The organism is Marinobacter sp. S6332, from assembly GCF_023016045.1.
Lineage (GTDB): Bacteria > Pseudomonadota > Gammaproteobacteria > Pseudomonadales > Oleiphilaceae > Marinobacter.
This window is the reverse complement of sequence record NZ_JALKAP010000001.1, coordinates 1-11,710: the sequence shown is the minus strand read 5'-3', so window position 1 is coordinate 11,710 and position 11,710 is coordinate 1. Positions and strand designations below refer to the sequence as shown.

Sequence of the window (11,710 nt, the reverse complement as noted above, 5' to 3'; positions counted from 1 at the left end):
AATTCCACTATATATGCGTGTATGCTCAAAAAAAACCAGATTTCGACTTCTGGCATAGGTTTTTGATGCTTTTTAGGATATTTTTTCTATTCCACTAATGCTTCGGTTAAGGCTCGCCTCAACCGGCAGTAGATTTTTCGGATCGTTAGCAAAATGTTCGCGCTTCTCCTTAGACCAATTCTTTGCTCCGCGCTCCCAAGCCCAAGCTAGTGGCACAACGTGATCAATGTCGACATTTGACGCATTCTGAAGTACCTCACCGGTGAAAGGACTAATCCAGCGGCCAGTCACGACTCGACAACCCTTTGCGCTAGCAAATCGGACACGAGTGGTCGAGGTATTAATCAGAGCCTCGGCTCGGCTATCACGACAATCGCCATCGGCATCATCCCAGCCGTGGCCAAAGGCAGATCGTTGATATTGGCTAGAAGCAGCTTCAGCGCCCTCTTCGAGACTACCCAAGGCCACCCCTTTAGGCAGCCGACCACCCGCTTTCAGGCAGGCCTGGAGGCCGTTAAAAGGCTTGTAATTCTGGGTTCTGTCGTACCAACTGCTTTGAGGCGGATGACAAAGTCCACTGGCTGACATTTTTACGGTACTGGCGAAAACGGGCGTTGTCGCCTCAATAAGCACGATTACTAGAAATGTTAATAGAATCAGGTATTTCATCGAACGCTGGCTTGGGATAAAGGACACTGTGGGAAGGCCTAGTGAATTAGAACCACTAAGGCTCGCTGTTGAAGGCCGCGAGGGTATCCGGTTAACACCTAAAAATTCAAGCTCGAGGGGCCATACAAAACCCAAACGATTTCGTTCAGAGTTGACCCCCTACCGAAGCCTCATCACAACATCAGAGTATGCGTAGCGGAGATGACTTGGATTTAGGAGGATGAAAGAGTCGCCATTAAACAAAAGCGAACGTTCGCGCACCTCGGTTCGATAAATCTGCCTATCTTTTCGTAGTGTCCGCAGTGACGGGGTAGAGCCTCAAGAGGTCGATTGGTTCAGAAGCTAATCCCTTTGGCTTTTTGTTCCAATGTCTCCCTCATGTAGAGATGCAATGAGCGGGCACGCGATGCTGTCCGGCCGTGCGTGGCATTGACTGACCATGTCGCTCAGAGCCTTCTCAATTTTGACCAGCCTTTCGATCTTTTCACGCACATCCTTCAGCTTGTGCTCGGCGAGCGCACTGGCTTCCTGACAGTGAGTGCCATCTTCCAACCTTAAAAGGTCGCCGACCTCGTCGAGACTGAAACCCAGCTGCTGCGCCGTTTTAACAAATGTCAGCCGATCAATATCGGCGGAACCGTAGCGTCGAATACCACCTAGAGGTCGTTTGGGTTCCGACAACAGACCTCGCCGCTGGTAATAGCGGATCGTCTCGACATTTACATTGGCCGCCTTGGCCAAGCCGCCAATAGTCAGTGAACTGGCTTTAACCGACATACTGCTTGACTCCGTACTTGACTACGGAAGTAACCTTATCGCATCGAGTCCATGGGCAACAGGTGTCAGCGTCATGTCGAAATTCAAATCTAAATCCGGAGGTGCTTCTCTCGCTGTCGGGGGCATGGCTGGACTTCTCGCCTCGGCGTGCTGTCTCGGGCCATTGGTGCTTATCACTCTGGGCGTTTCCGGTGCCTGGATCGGCAACCTGACAGCTTTGGAGCCCTATCGACCGCTGTTCATTGGCGCGGCCACCGTCGCCATGTTCTTTGCCTGGCGACGAATCTATCGCCCTGTAGAGCAATGCTCACCCGGTGAAACGTGTGCGATCCCTCAAGTCCGAAAGACCTATAAGGTGATCTTTTGGGTAGTTACGGCTCTGGTACTGGTCGCATTAGTGTTCCCTTACATTTTGCCTCTATTCTACTAAACGGAGATTTTTCTCATGCGTAAACAGTTTGTACTTGCCATGTTCCTCACTTTGCTCAGCATGTCCTCCTGGGCTGCGTCTCAAACAGTAACTCTCTCGGTGCCTGACATGACCTGTGCCGCGTGTCCGATCACCGTCAAGTTGGCCTTAAGTAAGGTGGAAGGGGTGTCGCAAGTTTCCGTGAGCTACCCTGATCGAGAAGCCGTCGTCACCTTTAACGATGCGCTCACTTCCATAGAGGCGCTCACCGAGGCCACGAGCGACGCTGGTTACCCCTCCACTCCCACGGCCTCAGAGGCGACTCCGGAGGGGCAATGAAGAATCCGAAGAACCTGCTCAGGGTCGGCATAGTAGGGACTATTCTGGTTGCACTATGCTGCTTCACACCGATTCTGGTCATTTTGATGGCCACCGTGGGACTGGCCGCCCTGACGGGCTATCTCGACTATGTGCTTCTTCCGGCACTGGCGGTATTCATCGGCCTGACGGTTTATGCGTTCTGGCGGAAAAAGCACTATGACGCCAGCTACGAGAGCAACTTCAAAGCTCCAAGGAGTTTCCCGAGTGAAAAATGACAACAAACTGCATATTGCGGTAATCGGCAGTGGTGGTGCCGCCATGGCGGCTGCCCTGAAGGCAACAGAGCGCGGTGCCCGCGTCACCCTGATTGAACGTGGGACTGTCGGCGGCACCTGCGTAAATGTTGGCTGCGTGCCCTCGAAGATTATGATTCGTGCAGCACATATCGCGCACCTGCGAAAAGAAAGCCCGTTTGACGCGGGCATCAGTGCTGAGGCTCCTCAGGTAGACCGAGCAAAACTGCTTCAGCAACAGCAGGCACGAGTGGAGGAGCTGCGTGACACCAAGTACGAAAAGATACTTCGAGAACACAAGGACATCACAGTCCTGAACGGTGAGGCCCGGTTTGTCGATACCAATAGCCTGGTAGTCACGCTGGCTGAGGGTGGTGAAAAACCGGTTCATTTTGATCGCGCCTTTATTGGAACCGGAGCCAGACCGGCAGAGCCGCCAATAACGGGGCTGGCAGACACTCCTTACCTGACATCAACCAGTGCCTTGGCGCTGGATACCGTTCCCAAACGGCTGATCGTGATTGGTGCCGGTTTCGTTTCCTTGGAATTGGCTCAGGCATTCGACAGACTCGGCAGCAAGGTTACCGTTTTAGCCCGGAGCCGTGTGTTGTCCAGCGAAGATCCTACGATCGGAGAGGCCATAGAGGCGGCTTTTAAACGGGAAGGGATTGAGGTGCTTCGCCAGACCACGCCCAGCAACGTGGACTATAGCGACAACGAGTTTATCGTCGAGACGCCTGCCGGCACCTTGCGAGCCGGCCAACTACTGGTGGCGACCGGTCGAACGCCCAATACCGAGGCCCTGAACCTGGCGAGCATTGGCGTGGAAACTTCACGCGGCGCAATTCAGGTGGATGAGCATCTGCAAACCACGGTCACCGGAATATACGCTGCTGGTGACTGCACCAATCAACCGCAGTTTGTCTATGTCGCAGCTGCCGCAGGCAGCCGAGCCGCCGTCAACATGACGGGAGGCGAGGCCAAACTCGACCTCAGTGCCATGCCCGGGGTCATGTTCACCGATCCTCAAGTCGCCACCGTTGGCCTCACTGAAGCCGAAGCAGTTGCTCGGGGTTATAGCGTGGACACCAGGCTGCTCGACTTGGAAAACGTGCCGCGTGCGCTAGTAAACTTTGACACCCATGGATTTATTAAAATGGTAGCAGAGCGCAGCACAGGCCGTTTGCTCGGGGTGCAGGTTGTCGCAGCGGAAGGCGGTGAAATTATCCAAACGGCAGTGATGGCGTTACGAGCAGGTTTGACCGTTCAGGAAATCGGCGATGACTTGTTCCCTTATCTGACCATGGTTGAAGGACTCAAACTCTGTGCGCAAACGTTCACCAAGGATGTAAAGCAGTTGTCCTGCTGTGCCGGTTAATCGCTCCGGCTCTGGTCAACGCGAGCACTGTCCAAAATTTGAACGTTCGCTTTGCGACCTGACTGTCATCCCCTGCTCAAAGGCCCGAAACAAAAGCGAGTGGTCGCGTTGCTCCACTTCCTCCACCTATTCATTGGAATAGCTGACGCCATCGCGTCTCTAGCGCAATATGCACGGTTGGAAGGCTCTGATCAGCGGTGCAACCAAAGCTGGGGCAACGCGTCAGCATAGTAACCTTCGGCTAAACTCATTGAATCAGCATATTGAAAGGACTCGGGGTGAGGCATGCTCAACTTCCAGATTAAATTTTTCTTATCCTTGGCTTTGTTCCTGGTTTTTAATAGTCAGGCCACCGCCATTACAAAATGCACTGCTCCAGACGGCTCTATTTCTTACGTGCAGGGTAATTGCCCCACTCTTGGACAAGGCAGAGAAGAGGTAAGAGTTTGGGACTCTGGAAAGGGCATGAAAATTGGCCCGGATCAAACGCCCCCTCTGAACCAGCCGGGGCGCTCGATTTCAAATGACCAAGCCATAAACGTCGAGCCGGAGCGACGAAGAAATTCTCGACACCCGTGTAATTCCACGTCAACGAATCCCGTCCAGTCGCGATTGGCAACACAAGCATGTGTCGTTCTAAATGGTCCACATGACCCCGATAACCAAGCATGCCGATTGTTAGCGAGCGGGGATTGGGAGTTTAATATCGAAAAAATGACAGTATCAAGATATCGAAGTCTTACAGAGAGATGCCGAGCCACCAGTGGCAATATGGGGTACGGTGGTGTGCAAGCTCCGGACTGTAAAGAGATGACGATCGTAAAACCGACCCCATTCCTCGGCAATCGTGATGAGATATTTCAACTCAGTGATAGGTCAGTTTGGGAGGTTACTGATGGTTTCCGTTATCTTCATGAGTTTCGCCCAGATGTCGTTATATGCCCCAGAAAGGAAAAAATGATGGTAGATGACGAAGTGGTTTCGGTCCGTCGCATAAATTGAAGCGGACTTACCCTGACGCACTGGGCAACCGGATGTGAAAACTGGACTTATCCCGATATACATGACATTTCACACCCAATACAGCGCCTAGCGTTCGCTCGTGTCAAATGGACATTATCTAATTCGTATTGACCGGCCGCCCCAAATGTCCGCTTTGCGACCTTAACGTAACGCCGATTATGCGCAGTGTACTTGGGAGACCACCAGAGCCTGAAGCGGGTTCCAGGGCACGTCCTTGTGCCGACTTCGTTATTTTTTCTTCCGAGACGGTTTACTCTTTTCACCGACGGTTTCCCGCGGGTGTTTCTTGGCAAAGGTCTCGGTTACATAACGGCCTGTTACAGCGCTTCGGTATTTTTTGGACATGCGTCACCTCACATCAATGAAAAGATTCTAGCGATGCCGAGGGATGTCCTCGGCATCATCCTCATTTAGCGGTTTGGCCAACTCCGGAAATGGGCGCAAACACGCTGAAGCGTGCCGTTGACCATTCGGAAGTAGGCTCGAACGTAGACAGCGGGTCTGATGACCATGGCTGATCTCCTGTACGAGATAGCCAGTGAGGTGACGGTAAGAGGCGTAACGATCACGGGACGATAGATCCAAAGGGTATTGGCATACAAGCGCCTCGTTTTGTACAGCCGGTGTAGATGGCCAGACGATTCAGGACTTTGATCGAGACTTAAGTAAGAACCTCTATCTAATTTGGAATCGGATGTCGTCCGGCAGCTATTTCCCACCGTCCGTCAAAGCAGTTCCAATTCCGAAGAAAAGTGGAGGAGAAAGATTGCTCGGGGTACCCACGGTTAGCGATCGTATAGCGCAAACTGTGGTTACTATGACGCTGGAACCTATCCTGGAACCTGTCTTTCATGTGGACTCGTACGGGTATCGGCGCGGGAAATCCCCGCATGATGCGCTTGCGATCACGCGAAAGCGGTGCTGGGAAAGGGACTGGGTGCTGGAGTATGACATCCGTGGCTTGTTTGATCATATTGATCATGAGCTATTGCTCAAGGCCCTTGACCACCATTGCTCTGAATCCTGGGTGCTGCTGTATGTGAGGCGCTGCCTAACGGCACCGATGCAGACGAAAGATGGTAAGCAGGAACGACGGAACGTTGGCACACCACAAGGTGGCCCGTTATCGCCAGTTCTGGCAAACCTGTTTCTGCATTATGCATTGGATCGTTGGCTGACCGTTCGTCATCCGGATATCCCATTCTGCCGATATGCAGATGACGGAATACTGCGTTGTCGAAGTGAGCGTGAGGCTCAGTATCTGCATTCCCAGCTAGATATGCGTGAGGTGGACCCAATAGCTATTCACAGAGATGCCCAACAAACGAGTATACTGGCCTGTGTTTGTCCAGGCTGCTCGGATAAATCACCATCAGCTCCTTGCTAAGGCCAGGCTCACTCACGGGAATAGCCACCAGACTTCCATTTTGGACCTCCTCCCGTACAGAACTTTCAAGCACCAACGATGCGCCAAGTCCGACCTTAACCGCTTGCTTGACGGCTTCGGTGCTACCCAGCTGCATAGATACCGTCGGAAATGGCCCATGCTCACCGAAGTAGGTCGCCAAAAGCCGGCCAGTGCCGGTGCCGGGTTCGCCGCCGATCAGAGCCATGTTAGACAGCGTATCGCGGTCGATATCGGTTCGACGGGCTAACGGGTGACCAGGCGGAACGATTAGAACAACGGGCTCGTTACGCCACGCCTGAGCATGGAATCCGGGTAGATCATGCCACCACTCCATAATCGCCACGTCCAGCTCACCGTCCGATAAATGCCGTGCAATAGTCGGATTGGAATCTATTACCACATCCACCTCGGGCCCTACGCCCAGCTCCTTGTAACGACGGATGTAGGGCTGGAGCATATAAATCCCAATATTGGAGCTCGCCCCAACGCGAAGTCGAGCCTCCATAATGGAAGATCTCGCCTGCTCCTCCAGCCGGAGCAGACTTCGGGCAAAAGGCAACAAGGTTAAGGCAGCCCGGGTTGGCTCACAGCCAGAGCGCCCCCTGTGGACCAATAAAACGCCATGTTGGTTTTCGAGTTTTTGAAGGTGCTGGGACAGTGTGGGTTGTGCGATGTCCAACTGGCGGGCTGCGGCCTGAAACCCGTTGTGGTCCAGCACCGCCACGAAACTCTTCAGCCAGACAAGATTCAGCATGGGCCGCTCTCGCGGCCACTGGGATCATTGATCGCATCACCCGGCCGCTCACCCCGAAGCACTTGCAGAATGTTCCGAGCAGCGCGTTGCTCGATAGCCAGACGCACCTGGCTGACTGCCGATCCGATGTGAGCAGTAAACAGCGTGTTGGGGTGGGCCCTGAGCCCCTGGGCGATCTCCCTCGGACGATCTTCTCTCGCCCAATCTTCCATCTCAAACACATCAGCGGCGTACCCCCCCAACTGACCGGATTGAAGCGCTTGCAGAACACTACCCTCATCCACCACAGATCCACGGCAGGGATTGATAAGGAATGCGCCCGGTTTCATTCCTGTTAGCGTTTCGCGATTAATGGTGTGGAGGGTTTGCTCATTGAGCGCCAGTGCCAGGATCACAATATCTGACTGGGCCAGCAGCATCTTGAGGGGAGTATGGGACAAACCCAGTGCCTGCTCATGCTGCACGGGTAAACGTTCCGGCTGGGAATAGATTAAATCCGCTCCCCATCCGTTCAGGCGCTGCGCCACCGCTTGGCCGATGGCCCCCATACCCACAATACCAATCCGTGAGCCTTCGATCCCCTGCCCATAGAAGCGTGGTGTCCAGCCAGTAAATTCACCGGATCGAACGAAGTGGTCCGCCGCCTTGACTTGTCGGGTGAGACTGATCGTCAGCCCGACCGTTAGCTCTGCAGTAGGCACGGTTAGCAAATCCGGTACAAATGTCAGCCAAACCCCATGACGCGTGCAGGCATCCACATCAAAGTTGTCATAGCCTTTCAGGGCTGCACCAATCACCTTCAAGCGCGGACACCCCTGTAGGAACTCCACTCCAACTCGGTCTGGCATGAACGCCATCATCGCATCAGCGTCTGCAACGCGCGCAGCCACTTCCTCCTGGGGCAACGTGGCGCCGGATTGGTTGGTGACCAGCTCGCAATCTTGGGCAAGTTCATCCAGAACACTGTCATGGACCTTATGGGTTATCACAACCTTGGGTTTCATCGACGCTCCTTATTTGAATTTCTTACGAAGGCGGCCACTGAGACTGTCCACGACGGTGACCATCAACAAGATGACAATGAGAATGGCGCTGACTTCCTGATACTGCATGATTCTCAGCGAGCCCATCAATTCGAAGCCAATACCACCGGCACCCACCATGCCCATTACGGTCGAGGCACGGAAATTGTATTCCCAGCGATAAATGGACACGTCCGCGAATTGAGGAAGTACTTGTGGCAGCACGGCGTGATAGAGCACCTGCAAGCGAGTAGCGCCGGCAGCATCGGCCGCTTCCACTGGCGCCTCATCTACATGCTCAATCGCTTCGGCAAAAAACTTTCCAACCATGCCAATGGAGTGAAGACCGAGCGCCAGTACGCCAGGCAACGCCCCAAAACCAACAGCAGCCACGAAGATGATGCCCATGATCAGTTCCGGGACTGAACGCAAACCGTTTAAAAGGGTTCGAGTTACTTGGAACACCACCGGATGTGGAGAGGTGTTGCGCGCAGCCAGGAATGCCAGTGGCACAGACAAGGTTACTGCAATGGCAGTACCGGCAATGCTCATCGCAAGCGTGTCGATTAACGGCGACACCCAGCTGGCCACATTGGTGAAGTCAGGTGGAAGAGATTCGCCAATGAGTGTGCCTATGGCTGGCACGCCATTGGCAAGTGTATTGAAATTGAGCAGCCCTACGTACCAACTTGCGACAAAAATGATGAGCAGCACTAACAGCGACTGTCCGAGTTTTTTCCGCCAGCCTTTCGCGTGCTCATCCAGCACGGAGGCCGACGGGGCCGGCGACAGAGTCGCCGGTTCCGTCGTTGTATAGTTCATGGGGCACTCCTCACATTTTTGCGAAATCAAGATTGAGCAGGCCACCCATAGCGCGGATGACATCGTAATCTTCGTCGGTAATTGCCGCGAATCCCTCAGCCTTCAGGTTGTCGAGAATCTCCGGGTCATCGATCTGCAGAAAGGCTTTCTGAATGTTGCTCTTCAGCTCAGGGGCCAGGTTCGAACGCATGGCCCAGGGGTATTGAGGAAAGTCACCGCTGTAGCCCAGCACTTTGACCTTGCTCCGATCAATCAAACCGCGGTCCATCACATGCTCGAAGATAACTTCGGACAACCCTCCGGCGTCGGCATTGCCATTGGCGACGTTAACCGCAACAGCGTCATGGCTACCGACGAAATGAGCCTCATAGTCCTTTCCGGCTTCGAGCTCTGCCTTCTCAAGGAGTACGGTCTTGGGGATCAGGTGGCTGGAAGTGGATGCGCGGTCACCGTAGGCCATTTTCTTGCCTTTGATATCCGCGAAGGAGCCAATGCCAGAGTCCGCATTGGCAATAATGATGGAGCGATAAGTCGGCTTCCCGTCTACCACCATGGCGGCAAAGGGTTCAATGTCACTCTTACTCTTGGCCATCACATAGGACAACGGACCAAAGTAAGCCAGGTCAATTCGGCCAAAACGCATGGCTTCGATCATGGAGGAGTAATCGGTGGTAACAATCAGTTCTACTTCCTTACCAAGAGTGGTTTCCAGGTAATCCTTCAAAGGTTGGTTTCGCTTGATCAGTTCTGACGCGTTCTCATCCGGCAGCAAGGCAACTTTCAAAAGATCAGGGTCTGTATCTGCGGCATGGGCTGACCAATGGATGCCGAGCATCATTATCAGAGCCAGCAAAGAGTGAATCATTGTCTTCATTGTGCTATCTCCAGTACGTCTGTCGTTATCGGGGTGGTCTTAGGTTTATGGATGGCTGGTTTGCCTTCCGCAGCTACCACGCTGGGTGAACGGTGGTAAATCTCGTCCAGGTGTTTCGATTTCAGGTTTTCAGGAGCATCGTCAAAAACGATATGAGCGTTCGAAAGGCCGATGATCCGGTCTGCAAAACGCTGGGCGTATTCCAATTGGTGCAAGGAAATAACCGCGGTGATTCCATCTTCCTGACAAATATCGCGCAGTAGGCCGAGTACCTTTTCAGAAGTGGCCGGATCCAGGCTGGCAACGGGCTCATCGGCAAGAATCATGGATGGTTGCTGCACCAATGCTCTGGCGATTCCAACCCGCTGCTGCTGGCCGCCGGACAACTGATCTACTCGGGAAAGCGCTTTGTCAGCCAGACCTACGCGGTCGAGGCATTGCAGAGCCAACTCCAGGTCCTGCCGGGGCAGGGGAAGCAGGCTTCGCCAAGTACCGTGATACGCAAGTCTGCCTGTCAGCACATTCTGTAACGCGGTGTATCGTTCGATCAGCTGGTGATGCTGGAACACCATGGCGGTGCGGCTGCGGTGCTGTCGCAGGATTCTACGGTTGGTCAGTTCACCAAACTCGCCAGACACAACCTTCCCGGTTGTGGGCTTAACCAGGTGATTCAGTGAACGAAGCAGAGTGGATTTACCCGCGCCTGAAAGTCCCAGTAGCACGGTGAATTCGCCCTTGTGAAAGTGAACGTTGGTGGGTTTGAGCGCGAGGACGTTTCCCGGGTAGGTTACGCCCATACTCTCGACTCGAAGCATCACATTGGTTGATTGAGTTGGCGCCACAGGATCACCTTTTGCAATAAATAAGCTCGCCGTATTGCGAGTTACAATTGAACGGTAAAGCTGAGAGATGACACCGTCGTGTCACTGACGTGACAGGTTGATGAAGTGCTTTTGGTTCGCAAGGATTTTCCGAAGGGCTCTGTGAAATACATGGAGCTCAGCCAAAGTGGAACGAGCCACCCAGGAGCTTAAGCAACAAAAATTGCGTTCCACCGTCAGTCGGCGAATCTCACGGTACAGTTCGTCCGTGCTGAGTTCATCGAATTGCTTACCGACTATACTCTTGCCTTCGAGGAGGTCGGACGCGCTCTCCAATAGGTCGCGCTTCCAGGTGCTGACTATGGTGGGGTGGATCTGGAAACGGGCAGCAATTCAAGGTGTGGCCTTAAGGGTGGGCAAGGACAGCCTTGCACTTAAGTGATGCGCTGTGTTGTTTGCGTCACTTTCTCATGATTCTCCTCCTTGTGGAGCTGGTGAATCAGAACTCAGGCACCTGTCCAAAATTTGGGGTTAACTTTGATATGTGCAAGCCGAACAGATTTGTCCAAGAGGGTGGGGCAAATAAATGAATATTCGATACAGTGAGGAGCTGATCTTGGTCTCGGTTACGTATGAATTTTGAATACCGACTGTCCCGCTCACGCGCCTTGTAAGATCGATAGCTTTTCCAGTGCGATTTGTTTTTCGCATAGCAAAAAAGATAGCTAGATGTGCTAACGACACCTGGGTTTATCGCCTTCGGCCCAGACACCGAGCTTTGCTTAAATGTGCAAAGGCTTACACGATTTTTTCTTCCGAAAATTTCGTCCATCAAAACTATGGCGTAAGCCAGTTCTTCATCGTCCAAGTGCACAACGATTGTGCCGTCCTCCGCCAATAGCTGATGCAAGAGGACTAAGCGTGGGAAGATCATTCCTAGCCATATGGAATGCTCCAAATTGTCATCGTAATGCTCGAATGCTTGGCCTGTGTTGAAGGGCGGGTCGATGTAGATGCATTTTACTTGGCCAGCGTAATAGGGGGCAGCTCACGAAACGGAAAAAATCGTACGCTAAGACCTCTGCAGTGTTCGTAACGATCGGTACTTTCCTTGTTCGACCTGTTTGTCCTGCTGCCAG

The 11,710-nt window shown here is 53.2% G+C and carries 14 protein-coding genes; 6 read left to right on the top strand and 8 right to left on the bottom strand.

The window, feature by feature from the left end; genetic code table 11:
- Positions 1 to 72: 72 nt before the first annotated feature.
- On the bottom strand, positions 73 to 669 hold the full coding sequence (locus MWU62_RS00070; RefSeq protein ID WP_247112860.1) for an HNH endonuclease family protein: 597 nt from the start codon (positions 667 to 669) through the stop codon (positions 73 to 75).
- 342 nt (positions 670 to 1,011) lie between these two features.
- A complete protein-coding gene (gene merR, locus MWU62_RS00065) occupies positions 1,012 to 1,446 on the bottom strand; it encodes an Hg(II)-responsive transcriptional regulator (RefSeq protein ID WP_011783479.1) in 435 nt (144 codons plus the stop codon).
- A 73-nt stretch (positions 1,447 to 1,519) separates the two neighbouring features.
- Between merR and merT the strand changes: the two genes are divergently transcribed.
- From merT to MWU62_RS00035, 6 genes are all read left to right on the top strand, one after another.
- A complete protein-coding gene (gene merT / locus MWU62_RS00060; protein WP_011783480.1) occupies positions 1,520 to 1,876 on the top strand; it encodes a mercuric ion transporter MerT in 357 nt (118 codons plus the stop codon).
- Between the two features lie 15 nt (positions 1,877 to 1,891).
- On the top strand, positions 1,892 to 2,194 hold the full coding sequence (gene merP, locus MWU62_RS00055; RefSeq protein ID WP_011783481.1) for a mercury resistance system periplasmic binding protein MerP: 303 nt from the start codon (positions 1,892 to 1,894) through the stop codon (positions 2,192 to 2,194).
- On the top strand, positions 2,191 to 2,451 hold the full coding sequence (merF, locus tag MWU62_RS00050; RefSeq protein WP_014421551.1) for a mercury resistance system transport protein MerF: 261 nt from the start codon (positions 2,191 to 2,193) through the stop codon (positions 2,449 to 2,451). The genes merP and merF overlap by 4 nt, the downstream gene beginning before the upstream one ends.
- On the top strand, positions 2,441 to 3,847 hold the full coding sequence (gene merA, locus MWU62_RS00045; protein ID WP_348645612.1) for a mercury(II) reductase: 1,407 nt from the start codon (positions 2,441 to 2,443) through the stop codon (positions 3,845 to 3,847). The genes merF and merA overlap by 11 nt, the downstream gene beginning before the upstream one ends.
- 285 nt (positions 3,848 to 4,132) lie before the next feature.
- Positions 4,133 to 4,849, top strand: coding sequence for a hypothetical protein (locus tag MWU62_RS00040; RefSeq protein WP_247112859.1), 717 nt, complete (start codon positions 4,133 to 4,135; stop codon positions 4,847 to 4,849).
- Positions 4,850 to 5,564: 715 nt separating this feature from the next.
- The gene (locus tag MWU62_RS00035) at positions 5,565 to 6,257 is read left to right on the top strand and encodes a reverse transcriptase domain-containing protein (protein ID WP_247112858.1); all 693 of its coding nucleotides are present in this window, start codon (positions 5,565 to 5,567) and stop codon (positions 6,255 to 6,257) included.
- On the opposite strand, the gene MWU62_RS00030 is transcribed toward MWU62_RS00035, so the two are convergent.
- From MWU62_RS00030 to MWU62_RS00005, 6 genes are all read right to left on the bottom strand, one after another.
- Positions 6,172 to 7,032 (bottom strand): LysR family transcriptional regulator, encoded by an 861-nt coding sequence (locus tag MWU62_RS00030; RefSeq protein ID WP_230715892.1) that lies wholly within the window; start codon positions 7,030 to 7,032, stop codon positions 6,172 to 6,174. The genes MWU62_RS00035 and MWU62_RS00030 overlap by 86 nt on opposite strands.
- Positions 7,026 to 8,036, bottom strand: coding sequence for a phosphonate dehydrogenase (locus MWU62_RS00025; protein ID WP_026949874.1), 1,011 nt, complete (start codon positions 8,034 to 8,036; stop codon positions 7,026 to 7,028). The genes MWU62_RS00030 and MWU62_RS00025 overlap by 7 nt, the downstream gene beginning before the upstream one ends.
- 9 nt (positions 8,037 to 8,045) lie before the next feature.
- Positions 8,046 to 8,876, bottom strand: a complete 831-nt coding sequence (phnE, locus tag MWU62_RS00020) for a phosphonate ABC transporter, permease protein PhnE (protein ID WP_011783501.1) — start codon at positions 8,874 to 8,876, stop codon at positions 8,046 to 8,048.
- Positions 8,877 to 8,886: 10 nt separating this feature from the next.
- Positions 8,887 to 9,750: a phosphate/phosphite/phosphonate ABC transporter substrate-binding protein gene (gene phnD, locus MWU62_RS00015; RefSeq protein WP_138435719.1), complete on the bottom strand. Its 864-nt coding sequence runs from the start codon at positions 9,748 to 9,750 to the stop codon at positions 8,887 to 8,889.
- Entirely contained in the window at positions 9,747 to 10,565 is an 819-nt protein-coding gene (phnC, locus tag MWU62_RS00010; RefSeq protein WP_020833797.1) for a phosphonate ABC transporter ATP-binding protein, read from the bottom strand. The genes phnD and phnC overlap by 4 nt, the downstream gene beginning before the upstream one ends.
- 505 nt (positions 10,566 to 11,070) lie before the next feature.
- Positions 11,071 to 11,586, bottom strand: a complete 516-nt coding sequence (locus MWU62_RS00005) for a site-specific DNA-methyltransferase (RefSeq protein WP_348645619.1) — start codon at positions 11,584 to 11,586, stop codon at positions 11,071 to 11,073.
- Positions 11,587 to 11,710: the final 124 nt, after the last annotated feature.